The sequence below is a fragment of the Streptomyces sp. NPDC088157 genome (genome assembly GCF_044741545.1).
GTDB lineage: Bacteria > Actinomycetota > Actinomycetes > Streptomycetales > Streptomycetaceae > Streptomyces.
In genome coordinates this window covers 677,336-699,440 of sequence record NZ_JBIUSU010000004.1, presented here as the reverse complement: position 1 = coordinate 699,440, position 22,105 = coordinate 677,336, and the positions used below count along the sequence as shown (strand labels likewise).

Here is a 22,105-nt window from a genome sequence, read left to right as displayed (position 1 = left end):
CCCCGGCGATGCGGTCAGTCGAAGAGGGCGACGAGCCCGTTCACCCAGATGGCGAGGAACGCGAGGGCCGCCACCAGGCATCCGGCCCCGGCCAGGAAGTCGGTGAGGGCCCTGCGCCTGACGTCTGCGCTCCCGTCGGACGGCTTCGTTTCCCAGTCGACCGGGTGCCCCATTGCGTCGGAGCACGCTGTTCGTACCGCTGCCAGTTGCTCTCTTGCGAAGGGCGATGGGGCAAGCGACTCGGGGCCGTGCCAGGCGAGTGCCCGCATGCGCTGCGGAGCCGTGCCGTATCTCGCCTCGAAGGCGGAGGTCTCAGCCGGGTCCCGGTCCTGTTCGAGGTACATCCATCGGCCCGCCTCCGCCGGCTCTCCGTACAGTCGGTACACCTCGGCCAGGCGGCGGCGCAGCGTCAGGTCGTCGGGAAAGGACGACACCAGCCCGCGCAGGCGCTGGCGCGCTACGGGAACGCGGCCGGCGGCCAGGTCGGCGTCGGCTCGGGCAAGAGTGTCTCTCAGTGGCATGAGCGCATGATCGGGTACCGCGGTATCCGACGTCGAACCGGTTTTCGCCCGCAGTACGCGCCGTCCGGTCTCAGGCGGGATCGCGTTGCCGAAGACGGCGGCTCCCGTGGGCGGAGCCGCTGTCGCGGTGGTGGGTGACCACCTGGTCAAGAGGCCCCCGGCCGCAGAGGATCAACCTGCGCGACATCGGCCGACGGTGGCGCCGACCAGCTGCGTCAACCCTTGCCGATGATGTCAGCCCTTGCCGATCAAGTCCGCCGGAAACGCCCCCGCGACCGCCGCGGCCCGGGCGAACGTCGACCCGAGGACCGTCAGGCGGGCCACGCCCTCGGCGCCGAGGTGCTCGTACGGGGCCCGGTCCAGGCGGTCGGTCTCCTCCTCGATGTCCGCGCGGAGCGCGACGCCTCGCTCGGTGAGTTCGCCGACGTCGTCCAGCAGCCCGCGGTCCCGGAGGCGGCCCGTCGCCGCGTTCCAGTCGTCCTGGGTCCAGCCCCGGGTGGCCGCCACCCACTTCGGTGTCATGCCCTTGCCCGTGGCGGTGTGGGTCACCATCGCCTCCAGCCCGTCGAGGCCCGCCGACATCAGCACGGCGACGTGCCCGTCCCCCCGGTGCTCGCGCAGCAGGGTCGCCCCGTGCCAGTACGCGAGGTGCGGCTCTTCGGGGACCGGCAGGTCGGCGTGCGCGGAGTACAGCGGCCGGGCGCCGCGCCCGCAGGCCTCGGCGGCGCGCAACGCCAGCCGCGCGGCCTCCGTCATCTCGGCGGACGTCACGGCCTCCTCGCCCAGCAGCCGCCGCAGCGTCGCGTCGACGGCACGCGTTCGTGCCGCCAGCACGTCCGCGGGGGTGGCGACGGACCAGACCGCGGGCACGTGGCGGGCCACGAGATCGTGCTTGTAGTTGTAGAAGGTCGCCGTCACCGCGCCGGCTCCGACCGGCCCCAGCGCCGCCGCCCGCACGGCGAAGTTCACGGCCTTGGGATGGGTGATCCCGAGAGACCCCAGCTCCTGTCCCAGATCGGGCGAGAAGTAGTGCGTCGCGTGCAGCGAATTGAGCGGGTGGTGACAGCGTCGACCGGCGCGCGGCTCGAGGGCGGCAGTAGTCATGCCAGCAGGTTACCGACTGGTCATTATGCCCGTGGCCCCGGGCCCGCTTCCCTCCTCTCCCGGGAGCCGGCGCAGCCCGCCGGCGAGAGGCAGGACCTCCTCCGCCCGGCAGTACCACCGCCTCCGCCAGGGGTTCCGCAAGCTGTTCGCCAGGTTGACGCCGGTAACCGGTGGTAGAGGATCGCCATCGTCCCCGCCACCGCTCCGACGGCCGCGCCCACCTGGCGGCGCGATCCGCCGTGCCCGCGACGATCACGAAGCGGGCGGGCCGGGTTGCCGACTGCGATCGTCCACGGCGCCGATCACGGTCGTCCCGTCCCGCGCCCGCCGACCGACAGGGTGCGCAGGGCCGAGGTCACCGCGTCGGTCATCGCACGGCGCGCCGCGGTGAGGGCCGCGCGGGGGTCGACGGCCGCGGGCGCCGCGGCAAGGGTGTCGCGTACCGAGCCGGTGAACGCGGCGTTCAGTGCCGTACCGATGTTCACCTTGACCATGCCGGCGGCCACCGCCTGCCGTAGTTCCGCGTCGGGCACGCCCGTCGAGCCGTGCAGCACCAGCGGCACGGGGACCACCCGGGCGAGGCGGGCGATGAGGCCGTGGTCCAGGCGGGCGGTGCGCGTGGTCATCGCGTGGGAGCTGCCCACCGCGACGGCGAGTGCGTCGACCCCGGTGGCGGCGACGAAGTCGCGCGCCTGATCGGGGTCCGTACGCGCCGAGGGTGCGTGCACTCCGTCCTTGCCGCCGATCTCACCGAGTTCCGCCTCCAGCCACAGACCCCGGGCGTGCGCCCACTGGGCGGCGGCGCGCGTGGCGATCACGTTCTCGGCGTGCGGCAGCGCGGACGCGTCGAACATGACGGAGCCGAAGCCGCAGTCCGCTGCGCGGCGCAGCAGCACTTCGTCGGTGACGTGGTCGAGGTGCAGCGCCACGGGGACGGCGGCCGCCTCGGCGAGCGCGGCGGTGGCGCGGGCTATCGGGGCGAGCCGTCCGCCGTGGAAGCGCACGGCGTTCTCGCTGATCTGGCAGATGACCGGGCAGCCGACGGCTTCCGCTCCCGCGACCACGGCCTCGGCGTGCTCCAGGGTGATCACGTTGAACGCGCCGACGGCCCGCCCGTCGCGGTATGCGGAGCTCACCACGTCGGCGGTGGGTGTCAGCGGCACGGACGGCCTCCGATCGCGGCGAGCGAGGCCCGTGACAGGAGCAGCGGCATCGGCGTCGACAGCGGCAGGAACATACGGGATGTGCGGGATGTGCAGGGTTTTGCTCGTTTGGCGACCATAAAACACCCAATCAAGCGCTGTGGTTTCATGGTGCTGCGCACCTCGTGGCGCACACCACCGACAGGGAGTTGTGAGAGATGGCGGCACCGCAGGCCCGGTGGAGCGCACTGCTGGAGATGCTGACGCGTGACGGGCGGATCGAAGTCGAGCCGGCCGCCGAGGAGTTGAAGGTCTCCGCCGCGACGATCAGGCGCGACCTCGACGAGCTGGCCCGCCAGCAGATGGTCACCCGTACGCACGGTGGCGCGGTGATCAACGCGATCGCCTACGACCTGCCCCTGCGCTACAAGGCCGCGCGAAACGCTCCGGAGAAGGAGCGGATCGCGCACGCGGCTGCCGGGCTGGTGAAGGCCGGCGCCGTGGTGGGGTTGAACGGCGGCACCACGACCACCGAGGTGGCGCGGGCGCTGGCCACCCGCGCCGACCTGAGTTCCGGCGGTGCGGAGACGGCGGTCACCGTGGTGACCAACGCCCTCAACATCGCCAACGAGCTGGTCGTACGCCGTCACGTCAAGCTCGTGGTGACCGGCGGAGTGGCCCGGCCGGCGTCCTATGAGCTGATCGGTCCGCTGGCCACCGAACTGCTCGCGGAGATCGCCCTGGACGTGGTCTTCATCGGGGTGGATGCCATCGACGTGGCCAACGGGGCGACCGCCCACCACGAGGGCGAGGCCAGCATCAACCGGGCGCTGGCCCGCCGCGCGCAGCAGGTCGTCGCGGTCGCCGACTCCACCAAACTGGACCGGCGGGCCTTCGCCCGTATCTGCCCGGTGGAGGACATCGACGTCCTCGTGACCGACAAGGCCGCCTCCGACCAGCTGACCGAGTCGTTCACGGCGGCCGGTGTGGAAGTCATCCGCGCCTGACACCGCACGCCGCTTCCACCCCGGCCCCGGCCCCGCTCCAGGCCCCCGCCCCGGTCCCGGCCGGGACGCGCACGTCGGTGTCATCCTCGGACGCCGCCCGCGGTCAGGCCGGCGACGAGGTAGCGCTCGACGAAGGCGAACAGCGCCACCACGGGAATGATCGCGACGATCGAAGTGGCGAACAGGTACTGCCACTGCTCGTGATACGAGGTGACGAAGCCGGGAATCGCCTTGGTCAGGGTCATCCGGTTGCTGGACGAGGTGATGGTGAGCGCCACCACGTACTCGTTCCACGCGCCGATGAAGGTGTAGACGAGCGCGGTCACCACACCGGGCATCGCGAGCGGCAGGACGATCCGGGTGAGGGCGCCGAAGCGTCCGGTGCCGTCGAGCCAGGCAGCCTCCTCCAGTTCCTTGGGGATGCTCGCGAAGTACGCGTTGAGGATCCACACGCAGAACGGCAGGTTGAACGCGGCGTTCACCAGGATGAGGCCCTCGGCGGTGTCGGTCAGGTCGAGGCTGACCATCTCCCGGTAGATGCCGACCAGCAGCGCGGTCGGCGCGAACATCTGTGTGACGAGGACGAGCAGCAGGAACGCGCCGCGTCCGCGGAAGCGGTGCCGGGCGGTGTAGTAGGCGGCGGGCAGCCCGACGGCCAGGGTGAGCAGCGTCGCGGCCCCGGCGATGTACAGCGAGAACAGCAGTGCGTCCCCGACGCGCGGGTCGGGGAGCGACCAGATGCGCGTGAAGTTCGACCACTGCCAGTGGGAGGGCAGATAGGACGGCGGGGACTCCATCAGTTCGGGTGTCGGTCTGAGGGCCGTCAGCAGCATGTGCGCGTAGGGCGCGAGAAACGCCAGCGCCACCAGCCATCCGGCCGCGGTGAGCAGGACGGTGCGAAGTCTCATCGGTAGCGGCCGCCTGCGGCGCGGCGCGGTTTTGCGGGGGATGACGGCGGTCCTGCTCACGTGGTGTCCTCCTGTCGGCGGACGACGCGCAGATAGACCAGCACCACGGCCAGGACCAGCCCGAAGTTGACGACGGCCATGGCGGCCGACTCCCCCACCGCTTGGTTGTCGAAGGCGAGTTTGTACAGGTAGGTGGTGGTCGTGTCGGTGGCGAAGCCGGGGCCGCCGCGCGTCATGGCCCAGATGATGGGGAACGAGTTGAACACGTTGATGACGTTGATGATCGCGGCGACGACCAACGAGGGCCGCAGCAGCGGCAGGGTGATGGCGAGGTAGCCACGGACCGGGCCGGCGCCGTCCACCCGCGCCGCCTCGTACACCTCGGCGGGGATGCTCTGCAGACCGGCCAGCAGGACGAACGAGGTGAACGGCAGCGAGACGAACACCGCCACGCCCATCATCGCGACCAGGGCCTGCTCCGGGTCGGCCAGCCAGTTGACGGGCGCGTCCAGCACGCCGAGGTCCATGAGCAGCCGGTTGACCACGCCGTAGAAGTTGTTGAGCATCCAGCGCCAGATGAGCGCCGTCATCAGCACGGACGAGGCCCAGGGCACGATCATCGCCCAGCGCACCAACCGGCGCCCGGGGAAACGGGAGTTCAGCAGTTGGGCCAGGCCGAGGGAGACCAGGATCGTCACGGTGACGACCCCGACGACCCACACGAGGGTGCGCAGCAGCACTCCGGGCAGGTCGCCCTCGGCGAACAGGTCGGTGTAGTTGCGGACGCCGGCGAACCCCTGGGACAGCCCGGTCGAGCTCACCCGCGTCAGGGACGTACGGACCATCTCGACGATCGGCCAGACGACCATGGTCAGGATGAGGAGGACAGCGGGACCGAGCCACAGCAGAGGCTCCAGCGCGCGCCAGGTCCTACGTGGGCGGCGCGGCGTGGGCGGCGCCGGCGCCGGCGGGGCCTGGTGTTCGGCCCCGGTGGCGCTCACGGTGACATCGTGTACGGCCACCGAGGTCAGTCGCCCTTCTGCGCGGTCTTCTGGATCTCGCCCAGGACCTTCGCCGGGTCGCCGCCCGCCACCGCGGTGCCGATGCGCTGTTTCACGGCGCCGTCGACGGCTGCCCATGCGGGGTCGTCGGTGGGCGCGAACTCCGCGCTGGAGAGGGCGTCGACGAACGGCTTGTAGTAGGCGGCGTTCTTGCTGTCGGAGCTGAGCAGCTCACCGGACGACCTGGTGACCGACAGGAACCCCTCGGTGGAGACGAACTCGGCGGCGTGCTCCTTCTGGTAGAAGAAGTCGAGGAACTTCTTCACCGCCGTCTTGTTCGACCCGCCGTTCTTCTTGAAGGCGACGAGGTAGTCCTGCACGCCGAGCGTCTTGTGGGTGCTGCCGTCCTTGCTCGGCAGCGCCGCGACACCGTAGTTCAGTTTCGCGTCGACCGGGTCGATGAAGCCCTTCCGCATGAAGACCGCCCCGTTCAGCATGCCGATCTTGCCCTGGGCGAACTGGTTGAAGACGTCCTTGCGGTTGGTGGTCTCGGGGTTGGGCTGGGTGACCTTCTCCTTCGTCAGTTTCCGCAGATAGGTGAGCGTGTCGACGTTGGCCTGCTGGTCGATCGCCCACTTGCCCGCGGCGTCGGTCCAGCCGCCGCCGTTGTTCATCGCCCAGATCTGGAACTCGGCCTGGGCCTCCTCGGCCCCCAGGGGCAGTCCGAGGCCTATGTAGCCGGCCTGCTTGATCTTCTTGGCGTCGGCCTCCACCTCGGCCCACGTGGAAGGCGGCCGGGTGATGCCGGCCTTGGCGAAGATGTCCTTGTTGTAGAAGAACAGGCGGGCGCTGGAGATGAAGGGCAGTCCGTACTGGGCTCCCTCGTACTGCGCCTTCTGCCGGAACAGCGGGAGGAAGTCGCTCAGCACCTGGGGGGAGACCACGTCCCGTGCCTGGTGGACCAGGCCGTCCCGGGCGAAGTCGGAGAACTTGTTGTAGTTGAGGAGGTCGGGTTCCTGCTTGGTCTGGACGTACGTCTTGACCTTGGAGTCCATCTGCTCCCAGTCGACGACTTCGAGATTCACCCGGTAGCCGGGGTTCGCGGCTTCGAAGTCCTTGATCAGCGCTGTCCAGTAGGCCTGGGTGTCGTCGTCGTACTTCGCCGCGACGAATTTGATCGTGCTGCCGTCGGATCCGCCGCTGTCCGAGGAGCTGCCCTTGCCGCATCCGGTGAGAGCCAGTGCCAGGGACAGTCCCCCGGCGAGGCCTGCGAGGTGCCGTTTCACGGAGTGCCTCTCCGCACGCATCGCGTGCTGGGTGAAGCGCGTGCTCGCCTGATTGCGTGCCCGCTTGCTTGTTTATGCTCGATTCTTAGTGCTATCAATCATCAAGCGACATGATGCTCAATGAATCGCGCACGGTGTCAAGGGCCGCCACATCACGCATCGGTCACACCGCGCGCCGAGAGGGGAGACCTCCCGATGAGTCAGACCGAGATCGAGATCGCCACCCAGCCCGACTGCTGGCGGCAGGCCGAGGCGCTTGCCCGGCGGCCCGACGGCCCGGCCCACGCCTCGCTGCCCCGGCCCGGCGAGCGGGTGGCCGTCGTCGGCTGCGGGACGTCCTGGTTCATCGCCCAGGCGTACGCGGCGCTGCGGGAGTCGGGCGGCCACGGAGAGACCGACGCCTTCCCCGCGTCGGAGATGCCGGCGGGCCGCGCCTACGACCGGGTGGTGGCGCTGACCCGGTCCGGAACCACGACCGAGGTGCTGGAGCTGCTCCGCCGGCTACGGGGTCGCACTCCCACGACCGCGGTGACCGCGGTACCGCGGTCACCGGTGACGGAGGCCGCGGACGCCGTCGTCCTGCTCGACTTCGCCGACGAGACCTCGGTCGTCCAGACCCGGTTCGCGAGCACCGAACTCGTGCTCCTGCGGGCCCACTTGGGCGAGGACCTCGGGCGTCTGCCGGAGCAGGGGCACTCCGCGCTGGACGAGGGGCTGCCGGCCGGGGTGCTCGAGGCCGAGCAGTTCACCTTCCTGGGGCGCGGCTGGGCCTACGGGATCGCCCAGGAGGCGGCGCTGAAGATGCGCGAGGCGGCGGGCGCCTGGACGGAGGCCTATCCGGTGATGGAGTACCGGCACGGCCCGATCAGCGTCACCGGTCCCGGCCGGGTGGCGTGGTGGTTCGGGGACCCGGCGGCCCTGCCGGCCGGTCTCGCCGACGACATCGCCGACACGGGCGGGCAGTTGGTGGCACTGGGCCGGGACCCGCTGGCCGACCTCGTCGTGGTGCACCGGCTGGCCGCCGCCCTCGCCTCGGCCCGCGGGCTGGACCCGGACAATCCGCGCCATCTGACCCGTTCCGTGATCCTGGCCTGACCGTGCGCCCCGGGGCGGATCTCGGGTAGGTCGCAGAATTTACCCGTCTGTTACGAGCGGATTCCGGGCCCGTCGAGGCGACTCAGCGGGTTCCGGGACCGACCGCCACCAGGGGCGACAGCAGTTCCACGAGAGCCCCCGAGGCACTGCGGAGGCCATGCGCCCCACCTGTTGACAGGTGGCGGTTACCGCAAGAGCATGAGCGAAATCGCTTGGAATCTTGCATCTGCACGCAGCCTCACGCAGACCGTAGGCCTCACTGAGCAGACGGCGAGTCCCGCCAAGCACCGCGCTTCCTCGTGAACGTGCACTCCGCACGCCACCGGCTCCACGTACCGCCGCTCCCGAGTCACCGTCCTGTCCGACAGGAGGACACGAGTGCACGCCCGACTGAGCAGTCCCGGCGGCCTGTTGCTCACTGCCGCGCTGACCGCCGCCATGCTGACGGCGCCCGTCACCGGCTCCGCCGCGGCAACGGCCGCCGCCCGCCCCACCACCACCGCAACCGCCGGGCCGAAGGTGGTCCGCACCGCGCACGCCGTCACGGTCTCCGTGCCGGCCTCCACCGGCGCCCCCGGTTACACCCTGGACGTGGCCACCGACGAACTCGCCCTGACCACGCGCCGCGCCGGGAAGACCGTGCTCGCCACCGCTTCCGACGACACCGGCGCCCTGCGCTTCGCCGCGGCCGACGGCACCTGGCAGCAAGCGACCGGCCTCACCGACTGGAAGTGGAAGAGCGGCGTACTGACCGTCACCGCCGACAGCACGCTCGACGGCGCCACGGTGGAGGCCCGGATCACCCCGGGCGCCGACCGCTACCAGCTCGACTGGGAGGTCCACGGCGGCGGACCGACGCAACTGGCCCTCACCTACGACCTGTCGTCGGCCGGCCACTGGTACGGCCACGGCGAGGCGGAGACCCCGCAGGGCGGCCCCGGCGTCGACCAGCCCTGGCCGCTCGACGCCGGCGAGGTCGACCACAAGACCTTCGGCCCGGCGTCGTACCACATGATCGACCCGTTCTGGTACACCTCCAGGTCGACCGGTCTGCGCGTGGACACCGGGAACGTCATGGACGTGGCGCTCAACAAGGGCAAGGACGGCCTCGGCACCTTCGTCGTCGAGTCGCCGGACACCTACAAGGCCACCGTGTTCGTCGAGTCGACCCCGCTCGACGTCTACCGTGACTACATCGGCATCGTCGGCAAGCCCACCAAGTCCGACGCCCCGTACGAGCAGTACGCCAAGCCGCTGTGGAATTCCTGGGCGCAGTTCTACACCAAGGTCGACCAGGACAAACTGCTCGACTACGCCACCGACCTCCACGACAACGGCCTGGACGGACACACCATCCAGCTCGACGACAAGTGGGAGTCGAACTACGGCAATCTGACCTGGGATCCCAAGACCTTCCCCGACCCCAAGGGCCTCTCCGAGAAGATCCACGACATGGGGTTCGACTTCGGCGTCTGGGTCACCCTGTGGATCAACCTGGACTCCGCCAACTACCAGTACGCGGTCGACCACGGCTATCTGCTCATGGACGCCAAGGACACGACCAAGCCGTGTGAAGTGACCTGGTGGAACGGTCAGGCGGGGATCATCGACCTGGCCGACCCCGACGCCAAGGCCTGGTACGAGGGCAACCTCAAGACCCTGATGGACACGTACGACATCGACGGGCTGAAGTTCGACACCCGCTTCTTCGACGAGAAGTGCGCGCCGCGCGAGGGCCACCAGGCCACGGACTACCAGAAGCTCGGCACGCAGCTCGCCGACGAGTTCGACCTCCAGGGCGCCGGCATCCGGGTGCACTGGAACAAGACGGCCCACGAAGCCGGCTTCGTCACCCGCCAGGTCGACAAGGGCACCGGCTGGGACTCCCTGCGCGCCTCCGCCTCCCAGAACCTGGCCATCTCCACCATCGGCTACCCGTTCGTCGAGTCCGACATGATCGGCGGCTCCGGCGGCCAGCCGGCCCCGGCGAAGGACGTGCTGGTGCGGTGGGCGCAATCCGCCTCGCTGATGCCGCTGATGTACGCCTCGACGTCCCCGGTCGACACCAACGACACCACCACGGGGCAGAAGGTGGACTACGACCAGGAGACGGTCGACCTCTACCGGCAGGCCATCAAGACGCACGAGAAGCTCGCCCCCTACATCTGGGACCAGGTGCGGAACACCCTGAAGACCGGCGATCCGATCATGCGGCCGCTGTTCTTCGACTTCCCGAAGGACGAGGCGAGTTACACCGTCTCCGACGAGTGGATGCTCGGCCCGGCCGTGCTGGCCGCGCCCAAGCTGAGCACCGGCGCCACCCGCTCCGTCCATCTCCCGCCGGGCACCTGGTACGACGTCAATCAGGGCACCGTGATCCGCGGCCCCAGGACCCTCAAGGGATACTCGGCGCCACTCGGCGTCACGCCCGCCTTCGTCAACCTCAAGGCCAAGGGCGCCGCCAAGGCCGTCAGGGCCCTCAAGCGCGACGACGCTCCGGCCGCCTCCGTCCTGATCACCCCGGACGCCCCGGCCACCGACGCCGGAAAGCCGTTCGAGGTGACCACCGCGGTGACCAACTGGAGCACCGGCACCGTCAAGAGCATCAAGGCGGACCTGGACCTGCCCGACGGCTGGAGCGCCGAGGCGGCCGGCCCGACCACCGCCAAGTCCCTCAAGAACGGCGCCACCCTCACCACCACCTGGACGGTGACCCCGGCCGACGACGCCCGATGGGGCAGTCATGGCCTCACCGGCACCGCCGTCTACAACGGCTCGACGAAGGTCTCCGACACCGTGCAGGCCCAGGTGAAGGCCGCACCGGGCAGCGTGCAGGGGCCCTACCTGACGACCGACACCACCTCTGGGGACGCGCAATACGCCCAGGCCGGCGACCAGTTCGCCATCTGGGCGGGCGGCCAGGACCTGTCCGGCTGGAAGGACGAGAAGGGCGTCATCTACCGCGACGACGTGGCAGGCGAGAAGGCCACCGTGCAGGCCCGGTTGGTCTCCCAGAACAGCGCCTCACCGGTCGGCAAGGCAGGCATCGCCCTCGCCAACGACCTGACCGCACCCGAGAAGGGCGGTTACGCGGTGCTGGTCATGACCCAGCGTTACGGCCTGGAGTTCATGACCGACAGCGACGGCGACGGGAAGCTCGACACCTGGGCGGGCGGCGGCTCCACCTACCACCCGGCGTATCTCAAGCTGACCAGGGACGGCGCCACCTACACCGCGTACGCCGGCAAGGACGGCGAGACCTGGTCGCAGGTCGGCACCGCCCAGGTGCCGTCGGCCACCGGCACCGGTGACGCCGGGATGGTCGCCAGCGCGGCCAACGTCAACTACCCCGGCGAGAACATCGAAGCCGTCTTCAGCGGGTTCTCCGTCACCTCCTGACACCACAGGCACCACTACGCACCACCACGCACCACGGATATCACCCCGCTCCCCGGCAGGCCGCCTCCCCCGTGGGGCCTGCCGGGGACCACTCCCCGCACAGCCGTGAGAGAGGGAACCCACCCCCATGGCACGTACATCCTCAGCTGTCGCCGGCTTCCTCGCCGGCGTGGTCGTGGCCGCCGGCACCACCGCGATCGCCGTCACCGGTACGACGACCGGCACCGACCCCAACTCCAAGGCCACCACCACCTGGCTGACCGTCAAGGTCGCCGACGCCATGGGCACCAGGGACACCATCACCTGGGTTCCCACCGGCTCCTTCGCCGGCTCCGCGGAGGAACGGGTCCCGCGCTACCCGATGACCGCCATCCAGGGCAAGGACACCAAGGAGCTCGAGCTCTCCGCCGTCCGCAACGAGCAGGTCTCGGCGCAGCTGGCGATCGCCTCCGGCCACAACCTCGACGACGTCAAGGCCGTGGTCGGCGACCTCACCGGTCCCGGCGGAGCGAAGCTGTCCGGTGCCGACACCCAGGTCCGGTTCGTCAAGTACGTGCCCGTGCAGCGCTCCAAGAGCGAGGTCGACTGGTCCGCCACCATCGACCAGGTCAGCTCCGGCAAGGAGGTCTCCGGCGACCGCAACCCCGACGTGGTCGGCGACCCGCTTGAGGAGCGCAACTCCGTGGACGTGCCCGCCTACGCGGCGCAGCCGCTGTGGTTCACCTTCCACATCCCCAAGGCGGCCAGGCCCGGCACCTACACCGGCACGGTGAAGGTCAACGCCGACGGCCGTACCCAGAGCACGTACCCGCTGACCATCGAGGTCGCCGACGCGAGCGTGCCCGACCCGAAGGACTACGACTTCTTCCTCGACGTGTGGGCGCAGCCGGAGACGATCGCCAAGAACCACGGCGTCGAGTTCTGGTCCGACGAGCACTGGAAGCTGATCGACAAGTACAACCGCGACCTGGCCTCGCGCGGCCAGAAGGTCATCAACACCACCATCGTCGACAACCCGTGGCACCATCAGTGGTCGCTCGGCACCCGGGAGTCGCAGACGGCCACGCCGTACACCAGCATGGTGGGCTGGAACTGGAACGGAAAGACGTTCTCCTTCGACTTCAGCCGCTGGGACAAGTACGTCCAGACCGCCAGACGCGCCGGTCTCGGGCCCGACATCGGCGCCTTCTCCATGCTGGCCTTCCAGGACCAGGAGCACCTCACCTACACCGACACCAGCACCGGCAAGACCGTCTACGAGAACGTCGGTCTGGGCGGCGACCGCTGGCGGAAGGCGTGGGGAACGTTCCTTCCGGCCTTCGAGAAGCACCTGAAGGCGAAGGGCCGGCTGAACAATACCTGGCTGTCCTTCGACGAGCGGCCCATCGACACCATGACGGTCGTCAAGAACTTCGTCCACGAGGTGGCGCCGGCCTTCGACGACCGCATCTCCGTGGCAGGTTCGATCAACACCGAAGGCGTCGCGTCCAACCTGTCCGTCGACTGGGGCGGCATCGACGCGATCACGAAGGAGAAGGTGGCGGAGCGGCGCAAGGCCGGCAAGATCACGACCTTCTACGTGTACGGCTCGCCGGCCCACCCCAACACGCTGTCCTACTCCCCCGCCGTCGAGTCGCGGATGCTTCCGTGGATCTCCGCCCAGCGGAATCTGGACGGCTTCCTGCGCTGGTCGTACAACAGCTGGACCAGCGATCCCTTCAAGCAGCCGGTGCACATCTTCACGCAGGGCGACGAGTACCTGGTCTACCCGGGCAAGGACGGCCCGATGTCCAGCATCCGCTGGGAGCAGCTGAAGGAGGGCATCGAGGACTACGAACTCGTCGCCCAGCTGCGGAAGAAGGACGGCGGCACCGACAGCGACGCCCTGACCGAGGCTCTCACCACCGCGACCCGGAACCTCGACGGCCGGACGAAGGATGTCAACGACATCGAGACCGCGCGGGCGGCGGTCGTGAAGGGGCTGACGTCATGAGAGGCAGGTGGAGATCGCTGCTGCTTGCCGGAGCGCTGACCGCTGTGCCCCTGACCGGCGCGGGTGTCGTGACACCGGCCCAGGCGGAGCAGCGGACCAAGGCGCGGCACACCGTCACCTACGACCAGTACTCCGTGCGGGTCGACGGAAAACCCCTGTACCTCTGGGGCGCCGAGTTCCACTACTTCCGGCTGCCCAGCCCCGACGCATGGCGTGACGTCCTGCAGAAGATCAAGGCGGGCGGATTCAACGCGGTCTCGCTCTATTTCGACTGGGGTTACCACTCCTCCAAGCCGGGCTCGTACGATTTCACCGGCATCCGTGACGTGGAGCGGCTGCTCGACGAGGCCGAGCGCGCGGGCCTGTATGTGATCGCCCGCCCGGGCCCGTACATCAACGCGGAGGTCTCCGGCGGCGGCATGCCCGCCTGGCGGTCGGCGCAGGCCGGCGTGAACCGTACCTCCGAGCCGGAGTACACGAAGGCGGCCCGGGAGTGGATGAGCCGGATCAACCCGATCATCGCGCGCCACCAACTCACCCGTGGAACCGGATCGGTGATCCTTTATCAGGTCGAGAACGAGTACCAGGGCGGCCGGCACGACGCCGACTACATGCAGACCCTCATCGACTGGGCGAAGGAAGACGGCATCGAGGTGCCCACCTTCGTCAACGACGGTGGCGCCAACCGGAACTGGGTGAGCGGCAAGGGCGCCCCCGACATCTACGGCTTCGACGCCTACCCGCAGGGCTTCGACTGCAAGGATCCCGACACCTGGAAGAACCTGCCCGACTACTCGTACGTCAACGAGTGGAAGCCCGAGTCCCCGCTGATCATCCCGGAGGCGCAGGGCGGCGCGTTCGACCCCTGGGGCGGCACCGGATACCAGGACTGCGCGAAGCTCACCGGCACCGACTTCACCCGGGTGTTCAGCAAGATGAACATCGCCGCCGGGGTGAGCGGCCAGTCCTTCTACATGACGTACGGCGGCACCAACTGGGGCTGGCTGGCCGATCCCAACGCGGTCTACACGTCGTACGACTACGGGGCCCCGATCAACGAGTCCCGTCAGCTGACGGACAAATACCAGGAGTTCAAGCGTCTCGGGTACATGGTCAACTCGGTCGCCTCGCTGGCGCGCACCGACAAGGCCGAGGCCCCGCCCCCGTCCGACGACGCCCTGCGCGTCGACCGGCGCGTCAACCCCGACGACGGCACCCAGTTCTTCACCGTGCGGCACGCCGACACCCGCGTGAAGGACAAGGACGCGACCACCCTGTCCCTCTCGGGCAGGGACGGCGACTACCCGCGCGTACCCCAGCAGGGCGAGATCACCGTCAACGGCCGGGACGCCAAACTCCTCGTCGCGGGCTACGACCTGGGCAGGACGCGGCTCGTCTACTCCACCTCGGAGATCATGACTCAGGCCCGGATCGGCGACCGGGACGTGGCGTTGCTGTACGGGCGTGCGGGCGAGGCCGGCGAGACCGTGCTGCGATACGCCGAGCGGCCCGAGGTCAGGGTCCTCGACGGCGAGGTCACCACCACCTGGGACGCCGAACGCGGTGACCTGCGGCTGAACTACACGCACAAGGGCCTGGCCCGCGTGCTGGTGAACGGCATGGAACTGCTGATCGCCGACACCGCCGAGACCGCTCACTGGTGGCGGCAGGACACCGCCGCGGGCCCGGTCCTCGTACGCGGACCGTCCCTGGTCCGTACCGCCGAACAGGCGCGCGGCACATTGAAGTTGACCGGAGACTCCACCGGGGCCGCGAAGATCGAGGTCATCGCGGACGCCGAGAAGGTGACCTGGAACGGCCGCGGTGTCGCCGTCACCCGGGCGCCGCGCCCCGTCGAACTGCCCGCGCTGACGACGTGGAAGTACAAGGAGGAGGCCCCTGAGGCCGCTCCCGGCTTCGACGACTCCACCTGGACCACCGCCGACCACCTCACCGCCCACAACGCGGCGCTCGACGGGTCGCTGCCGGTCCTGGCGATGGACGAGTACGGCTTCCACCACGGCAACGTGTGGTACCGCGGCCGGTTCAGGACCACCGGTGCCGCGACCGCGGTCGCACTCGACGCCAAAACCGGCAACACCGGTCAGTACGCGGTCTGGCTCAACGGCCGCTACCTCGGCGGCTCCGGCGACGGCGCGCACACCTTCGACATCCCGGCGGGCACGCTGAAGGCGGGCGGAGGCAGCGCGGACAACGTCCTGTCCGTCCTCGTGGAGAACGCGGGCCACAACGAGGAATGGGGCCACGACTACTCCAAGGAGCCGCGCGGTCTGCTCTCCGCCGAGATGATCGGCGGGGCCTCCACCCTCACCTGGAAGATCCAGGGCAACCGAGGCGGCGAGAACCCGGTCGACACCGCCCGGGGGCCGTACAACAACGGCGGGCTGTACGGGGAGCGGGCCGGATGGTCGCTGCCGGGATACTCCGACGGCAGCTGGAAGAGCACCACCCTCTCCCGGCAGACCGGGAAGACCGGGCCCGGGGTGCGCTGGTACCGCACCTCCGCCCGGCTCGACCTGCCGCAGGGCCAGGACAACGCGCTCGCACTCGATCTCGCCGAAGCCGACGGGGGCAAGCGCGGCTACCGCGCGCAGATCTTCGTCAACGGCTGGCTGATCGGCCGCTACCTGCCGGACACCGGACCGCAGACACGGTTCGTCATCCCCAAGGGGCTCCTGCGTGAGCAGGGCAGCAACACCGTCGCCCTGGCCGTGTGGTCCACCGAGGCCGGCGCGGGCCCGGGTGCGGTGAAGCTCGTCGACCTCGGCGCCTCGGCGGGCGGGATCAAGGTCGCCGCGGTGGCGGCGCCCTCGTACGACGCCAAGACCTACGCCATGCCGGCCGCGGGCGCTCACGTCACCGTCGACGCCGAGCCGTTCCTGGGCGCCGGCACCGCCGCCAAGGTCCCCGTCACCCTCAGTGTGCCGAAGGACGCGTCGGCCGCCCGGAACGTCGACCTGGCGCTGAAGGTCCCGGACGGCTGGACCGCGACCACCGGCGGCACCACCCGTTTCGACCGGGTCCGGCCCAGCGACACCGTGACCGTCGACTACACCGTCACCCCGCCGGGTGACCCGCTCCCCTACGCCGTCCTGTCCGCGACAGCCAAGCTCACCCAGCCCGGCCGTCCGGGCACCGTCACCGGTGTACGCGCCGTACAGGTGCCACCGCCGGGACTGTCCGCCGACGCCCAGGTGAGCGACCTGACCCCGGTCAAGGCGGTCAACGGCTGGGGGGCGGTCGAGAAGGACGCCTCCAACGGGGAGGAGGCGGCGGGTGACGGTCGTCCCCTGAGCATCGGCGGCACCACGTACACCAAGGGCCTCGGCGTGCACGCGAACAGCCAGATCCGGATCTATCTCGGCGGCGGCTGCACCCGGTTCTCCGCGACCGCCGGGGTGGACGACGAGGTCGGCGACGGCGGCAGCGTCTCCTTCCAGGTGATCGCCGACGGCCGCTCGCTCGCCACGACCCCGGTGGTGCGGGGCTCCGACGGCGGCACCGACATCGACGTGCAGGTGACCGGCGCCCGCTGGCTGGACCTGCTCGTCGACGGGGACGGCGATGTCTCCTCGGACCATGCCGACTGGGCCGACGCCAAGCTGACCTGCGCGGGAGGCGCCTCGTGAACCTCGCCCGAGTCGGAAGGCCGAGAGCCCTGCTGTCCGCGGCGCTCGTGTCCGTACTGCTCGCGGTCCTCGCCGCCGCGGTGCCCGCACACGCCACGGTCCCGGCCGACCCCGCAGTCGCCAAGCCCACGTCCCACACCGTCAGTTACGACAAGTACTCCGTCAAGGTCGACGGCAAGCGGCTCTTCGTCTGGTCCGGGGAGTTCCACTACTGGCGGCTCCCCAGTCCCGACCTGTGGCGCGACGTGCTCCAGAAGATCAAGGCGAGCGGCATGAACGCCGTCTCGATCTACTTCGACTGGGGCTACCACTCCCCCGCGCAGGGCCGTTACGACTTCACCGGGATCCGTGACGTCGACAAGCTCCTCGACATGGCCGAGGAGGCCGGGCTCTATGTCATCGCCCGGCCCGGCCCGTACATCAACGCCGAGACGGACGGCGGAGGTTTCCCCGGCCGGCTGATGACGCAGAGGGGACAGGCCCGCTCCACCGACCCCGAATACCTCGACGCCGCCCGCGAGTGGCTCAAGGAGATCGACAAGATCCTCGCCCGCCGCCAGGTCACGAACGGCACCGGACCGGTGCTGCTCTACCAGGTCGAGAACGAGCTGTACGACCCGCAGGGCCGCGACTACATCGTCGAGCTCTCCCAGCAGGTACGGGCCGACGGCATCACCGTGCCCCTGGTCGGCAACGAGCCGATGCCGCAATACGCGGGCGGCGAGGGCCTGGACTTCGTCGGCGAGCTGGACCAGTACAACTCCTTCTGCAAGGGCGAGTGGTGGCTGCCCACCCTCAAGCGGCAGCAGGACGACGCTCCGCTGTCGATCTTCGAGGCGGGCACCGGCTGGTTCCAGACCTGGGGCGACACCGGCTACGAGAAGTGCCCCGAGAAGATGGGCCCCGCCTACCAGAAGATCGTCAACAAGCACGAGGTCATGCAGGGCACGACGATCGAGAACCTGTACATGACCTACGGCGGCACCAACTGGGGCTGGCTCGCCGACCCGCGCCAGGTCTACACCTCCTACGACTACGGCGCACCGATCAGCGAGCCTCGCCAGACCGGTGCCGACTACGACGAGATGAAGCGGCAGGGCCTCTTCTACACGACCACGGCCCCGCTCACGGCCACCGATCCGGCCGACGCCCCCGCCTCCTCCGACGACGCCGTGCACATCGAGGCCCGCGCCAACCCGGACACCGGAACGCAGTTCCTCTACCTCCGACACAGCGACCCGATGTCCGACGCCGACGCCACCACCACCTTCGACTGGAAGACCCCGGACGGCACCTATCCGGTCACGGCACGACTGAACGGCAAGACCGGCAAGATCCTCGTCGCCGGCCACGACCTCGGCGGCGGGCAGCGCCTCGTCTACTCCACCAGCGAGCTGCTGACCGGCGCGCGGACCGGTGACCGCACGCAGGCCGTGCTGTACGGCGGTGACGGAGATCCCGGGCAGACGATGCTCCGTTACTCCGCCAAGCCCAAGGTCACCGTGCTGGACGGCAAGGCGGACGCGACCTGGGACGCCGAGCGCGGCGACCTGAAGCTGGACTACACCCACTCCGGTGTCACCCGGGTTCTCGTCCAGGGCGGCGGCCGACCCGATCTGCTGCTGCTCATCGGCACCGACGCCGAGGCCGCCGGCTTCTGGCGGCAGGACACGGCAGCCGGTCCGGTCCTGGAACGCGGCACCGAACTGGTCCGCACGGCGTCCGTCACCGGCCGGACGCTCGCCCTCACCGGCGATGCGAGGAAGGCGGGCCCGCTGGAGGTCTTCGCCCCGTCCGGCGTACGGAACGTCACCTGGAACGGCGCACCCCTGAGCGTCAAACCGACCTCCTCCGGCAGCTTGTCGGGCAGCGTGCCGGGTCCGAAGGACGTCAAGCTCCCCGAGCTGACCGGTTGGAAGACGTCCGCCGAAACCCCCGAGGCCGCCCCCGGCTTCGACGACTCGTCCTGGACGTACGCCGACAAGCTGACCACCGACAACCCGACCAAGCCGGGGACTCTTCCGGTGCTCTACCAGGACGAGTACGGCTACCACTACGGCTACGTCTGGTACCGGGGCCGCTTCAAGGCCACGGGCACCGAGAAGTCCCTCTCCCTGACCGCCTACGCCACCAACCCGGACACCGGCTCGGCCGCGGTGGGCGCGTACTCGGTGTGGATCAACGGGAAGTTCGCCGGGACGAGTCGGACCGGCCGCAAGACCCTCCCCCTCGCCGGCGGTCTGCTGCACAAGGGCAAGGAGAACGTGATCTCCGTCCTGGTCGGCACCATGGGCCACAACGAGGACTTCACCTGGAACAGCGACGACCACAAGCAACCGCGCGGCCTGACCACCGCGTATCTCGCCGGCTCCGACGCGCAGATCACCTGGCGCGTCCAGGGTGCCCGGGGCGGCGAGCAGCCCGTCGACACCGTACGCGGGCACATGAACAACGGCGGCCTGTACGGGGAGCGTTCGGGCTGGACACTGCCCGGATTCCCCGACCGGTCCTGGGACAACGCCACGCTGCCGACCACTGACACCACCCCCGGAATCGCCTGGTACCGCACCACCTTCGACCCCGAGCTGCCCAAGGGCCAGGACGTGTCGGTCGGCGTCACCATCACCGACAACCCAGACCGCGACTACCGCGCCCTCATCTACGTCAACGGCTGGCTGATGGGCAACTACGTCAACGACACCGGCCCCCAGCACACCTTCCCCCTCCCCAACGGCATCCTGCGCGCCGACGGCAAGAACACCATCGCCATCGCCTCCTGGAGCGAGGACGCCAAGAGCGGCGGCCTCGGAAGGGTCGGCCTGACGACGCTCGGCAATGTCACCTCCTCGCTGCGGGTCGCCGATGTGGCCGCCCCTGCCTACGACGCCGCCGCCTACACGAACCCGGCCACCCCGGCGCGGGTGACGGTCGACGCCCCCGACACCGTCGAGCCGGGCAACACCTACCAGGTCACGGCGACGGCCTCCGTTCCCGGCAACGGCAAGACGCTCAGCGGCCTCACCCTGAGCCCGAAGCTGCCCGACGGCTGGACCGCGACCCCGGGTGATCCGGTGAAACTCGGCACCCTCGAACCGGGTGGCTCGGCGCAAGCGCAGTGGACCGTCACCGTGCCCGCCCACCAGAAGACCGGCACCGTCGCCGTCCTCCGCGCCACCGCCGGCTTCACCCGCGCCGGCAAGCCCGGTTCGGTGACCGCAGAACAGGTGGTGGCGGCGCAGCCACCGCCGCTCACAGCCGGCGAACACTACGTCAGCGATCTGCCGTTCGCCTCCAGCAGCAACGGCTGGGGCCCGGTCGAACGCGACCAGTCCGTCGGTGAGAACGCCGAGGGCGACGGCCTGCCGCTCACTCTCCACGACACCGTCTATGAGAAGGGCCTCGGCACGCACGCCGCCAGCAGCGTGCAGGTGTGGCTCGGCGGCACCTGCACCACCTTCCACGCAGCGCTCGGCCTCGACCAGGAGACCTACGGCCGGTCCGACGGCCCGGCCACCGTCGCCTACACCGTCCTCGCCGACGGAACGCCCGTCTACGAGAGCGGCACCGTCGACCGGGACACCGCGACGAAGAAGATCGAGGTCGACGTGGCAGGCGCCCGACGGCTCGAACTCGTCGTCTCGGACGCCGGGGACGGCAACGCCCTCGACCACGCCGACTGGGCCGACGCCAGGCTGACCTGCGGCGGCGGTGCCTGATGCTGCCTACGGCGAGACGAATCGTCCGCTGCGGCTCGGCGGCGCTGGTGCTGGCCGCGCCGCTGCTCGGCACGGCGCCGGCGGCCGCCGGCCCAGGGCCGGTCCCGGCCGTCGTGACCGGGCCGGTGGCGTCTGCCGAGGCCGGTCGGCAGGACGGTCGGCGCGGCTGGACGGGGACCTGGGCGACGGCGGCCAGTGAGCACTACGAGGTCTCGGGGATGTCCGAGGTGACGGTACGGATGCCGGTGCACACCAGCGTCGGCGGCGCATCCGTACGCATCCGGCTGACCAACGCCTACGCCACCGACCCGGTGACGATCGGGCACGCGACCGTGGGCCTGCGCGACGGCGGTTCCGCCGTGGCCCGCCCGTACGACCTGCGGTTCGGCGGGAAGCGCGCGGTCACCGTCCCGGCGGGCGGCCAGGCTGTGAGCGACCCGGTCGGACTCGCCGTGCCGGCCCTGGCCGACCTGGTCGTCAGTCTCCATCTGCCCGGCCAGGTCACGCACATCACCGATCACTGGTGGGCGCAGCAGACCGTGTACTGGACGGACTACGGGGCGGGCGACCACGCCGCCGACGCCTCCGGCGACGCCTACACCTGGACCACCACGAGCTGGCCGTTCCTCAGCGGTGTCGACGTGACCGCGCCGAGGACCGGGGCGGTGGTGGCGCTCGGCGACTCGATCACCGACGGGTCCTACTCGACGGCCGACACCGACCAGCGCTGGCCCGACCTGCTGTCCGCCCGGCTGAACGCCTGCCTGCCCGGAGCGGGGGTGCTCAACGCGGGCATCACCAGCAACCGGATCACCGCCGGGACCGCGACGAATCCCTCGGCCCTGGACCGGCTCGGCCGGGACGTTCTCTCCCAGCCGGGCGCCAGGACGCTGATTCTCTTCGAGGGCATCAACGACCTCGGCGGCGCGAGCGCCGAGCAGATCATCGCCGGCATGACGGAGATCGCCGACCGGGCGCACCAGCGTGGGATGCGGGTCGTCGGCGCCACGATCACCCCGTACAAGGACTTCACCTGGGGCGGTTGGACCGAGGAGACGGAGGCGCGGCGGCGGCAGGTCAACGCGTTCGTCCGCGACTCCCGCGGGGTCTTCGACGACTACGCCGACTTCGACCGGGCCGTCCGGGACTCGGCGGATCCCCAGCGGCTGGGCGCCGCGTACGACTCCGGAGACCATCTGCATCCCAATGACGCCGGGATGAGGGCATTCGCCGACTCCATCGACCTGACGTCGCTCGGCCTCGGCCGCGGCTGTTCCTGAGGA

The 22,105-nt window shown here is 70.1% G+C and carries 13 protein-coding genes; 7 read left to right on the top strand and 6 right to left on the bottom strand.

The window, feature by feature from the left end; all coding sequences use genetic code 11:
- Positions 1-14: 14 nt before the first annotated feature.
- From ACIPFH_RS18880 to ACIPFH_RS18870, 3 genes are all read right to left on the bottom strand, one after another.
- Positions 15-521: a DUF6584 family protein gene (locus ACIPFH_RS18880; RefSeq protein WP_401827752.1), complete on the bottom strand. Its 507-nt coding sequence runs from the start codon at positions 519-521 to the stop codon at positions 15-17.
- Positions 522-755: 234 nt separating this feature from the next.
- Entirely contained in the window at positions 756-1,625 is an 870-nt protein-coding gene (locus ACIPFH_RS18875) for a hypothetical protein (protein ID WP_401827750.1), read from the bottom strand.
- 302 nt (positions 1,626-1,927) lie between these two features.
- Positions 1,928-2,788 carry a ketose-bisphosphate aldolase gene (locus tag ACIPFH_RS18870; protein ID WP_401827748.1) on the bottom strand — a complete coding sequence of 287 codons (861 nt, stop codon included), beginning with the start codon at positions 2,786-2,788 and terminating at the stop codon, positions 1,928-1,930.
- A 197-nt stretch (positions 2,789-2,985) separates the two neighbouring features.
- On the opposite strand from ACIPFH_RS18870, the gene ACIPFH_RS18865 reads away from it, so the two are divergent.
- A complete protein-coding gene (locus ACIPFH_RS18865) occupies positions 2,986-3,774 on the top strand; it encodes a DeoR/GlpR family DNA-binding transcription regulator (RefSeq protein WP_401827746.1) in 789 nt (262 codons plus the stop codon).
- Positions 3,775-3,854: 80 nt separating this feature from the next.
- On the opposite strand, the gene ACIPFH_RS18860 is transcribed toward ACIPFH_RS18865, so the two are convergent.
- The 3 genes from ACIPFH_RS18860 to ACIPFH_RS18850 are packed head-to-tail and all read right to left on the bottom strand — an operon-like array spanning position 3,855 to position 6,969.
- Positions 3,855-4,682 carry a carbohydrate ABC transporter permease gene (locus ACIPFH_RS18860; RefSeq protein WP_401827745.1) on the bottom strand — a complete coding sequence of 276 codons (828 nt, stop codon included), beginning with the start codon at positions 4,680-4,682 and terminating at the stop codon, positions 3,855-3,857.
- Between the two features lie 56 nt (positions 4,683-4,738).
- Positions 4,739-5,683 carry a carbohydrate ABC transporter permease gene (locus ACIPFH_RS18855; protein ID WP_401827744.1) on the bottom strand — a complete coding sequence of 315 codons (945 nt, stop codon included), beginning with the start codon at positions 5,681-5,683 and terminating at the stop codon, positions 4,739-4,741.
- A 26-nt stretch (positions 5,684-5,709) separates the two neighbouring features.
- Positions 5,710-6,969 carry an extracellular solute-binding protein gene (locus ACIPFH_RS18850; RefSeq protein ID WP_401827743.1) on the bottom strand — a complete coding sequence of 420 codons (1,260 nt, stop codon included), beginning with the start codon at positions 6,967-6,969 and terminating at the stop codon, positions 5,710-5,712.
- A gap of 195 nt (positions 6,970-7,164) precedes the next feature.
- Here ACIPFH_RS18850 and ACIPFH_RS18845 point away from each other — a divergent pair, with 195 nt between their 5' ends.
- The 6 genes from ACIPFH_RS18845 (at position 7,165) to ACIPFH_RS18820 (ending at position 22,102) form a co-directional block, all read left to right on the top strand.
- On the top strand, positions 7,165-8,064 hold the full coding sequence (locus ACIPFH_RS18845; RefSeq protein ID WP_401827741.1) for an SIS domain-containing protein: 900 nt from the start codon (positions 7,165-7,167) through the stop codon (positions 8,062-8,064).
- A gap of 438 nt (positions 8,065-8,502) precedes the next feature.
- The gene (locus ACIPFH_RS18840) at positions 8,503-11,463 is read left to right on the top strand and encodes a TIM-barrel domain-containing protein (protein ID WP_401828074.1); all 2,961 of its coding nucleotides are present in this window, start codon (positions 8,503-8,505) and stop codon (positions 11,461-11,463) included.
- Between the two features lie 127 nt (positions 11,464-11,590).
- Positions 11,591-13,456, top strand: coding sequence for a glycoside hydrolase domain-containing protein (locus tag ACIPFH_RS18835; protein ID WP_401827740.1), 1,866 nt, complete (start codon positions 11,591-11,593; stop codon positions 13,454-13,456).
- The gene (locus ACIPFH_RS18830; RefSeq protein ID WP_401827739.1) at positions 13,453-17,106 is read left to right on the top strand and encodes a beta-galactosidase; all 3,654 of its coding nucleotides are present in this window, start codon (positions 13,453-13,455) and stop codon (positions 17,104-17,106) included. The genes ACIPFH_RS18835 and ACIPFH_RS18830 overlap by 4 nt, the downstream gene beginning before the upstream one ends.
- Positions 17,103-20,822, top strand: a complete 3,720-nt coding sequence (locus ACIPFH_RS18825; protein WP_401827738.1) for a beta-galactosidase — start codon at positions 17,103-17,105, stop codon at positions 20,820-20,822. The genes ACIPFH_RS18830 and ACIPFH_RS18825 overlap by 4 nt, the downstream gene beginning before the upstream one ends.
- Positions 20,822-22,102 (top strand): SGNH/GDSL hydrolase family protein, encoded by a 1,281-nt coding sequence (locus ACIPFH_RS18820; protein ID WP_401827737.1) that lies wholly within the window; start codon positions 20,822-20,824, stop codon positions 22,100-22,102. The genes ACIPFH_RS18825 and ACIPFH_RS18820 overlap by 1 nt, the downstream gene beginning before the upstream one ends.
- The last annotated feature ends 3 nt before the right edge of the window (positions 22,103-22,105 follow it).

Coding starts and splice junctions, on each gene's coding strand:
- ACIPFH_RS18820 (WP_401827737.1), top strand. CDS start 20,822: ATGCTGCCTACGGCGAGACGAATCGTCCGCTGCGGCTCGGCGGCGCTG.
- ACIPFH_RS18880 (WP_401827752.1), bottom strand. CDS start 521: ATGCCACTGAGAGACACTCTTGCCCGAGCCGACGCCGACCTGGCCGCC.
- ACIPFH_RS18865 (WP_401827746.1), top strand. CDS start 2,986: ATGGCGGCACCGCAGGCCCGGTGGAGCGCACTGCTGGAGATGCTGACG.
- ACIPFH_RS18845 (WP_401827741.1), top strand. CDS start 7,165: ATGAGTCAGACCGAGATCGAGATCGCCACCCAGCCCGACTGCTGGCGG.
- ACIPFH_RS18835 (WP_401827740.1), top strand. CDS start 11,591: ATGGCACGTACATCCTCAGCTGTCGCCGGCTTCCTCGCCGGCGTGGTC.
- ACIPFH_RS18840 (WP_401828074.1), top strand. CDS start 8,503: ATGCTGACGGCGCCCGTCACCGGCTCCGCCGCGGCAACGGCCGCCGCC.
- ACIPFH_RS18830 (WP_401827739.1), top strand. CDS start 13,453: ATGAGAGGCAGGTGGAGATCGCTGCTGCTTGCCGGAGCGCTGACCGCT.
- ACIPFH_RS18875 (WP_401827750.1), bottom strand. CDS start 1,625: ATGACTACTGCCGCCCTCGAGCCGCGCGCCGGTCGACGCTGTCACCAC.
- ACIPFH_RS18860 (WP_401827745.1), bottom strand. CDS start 4,682: ATGAGACTTCGCACCGTCCTGCTCACCGCGGCCGGATGGCTGGTGGCG.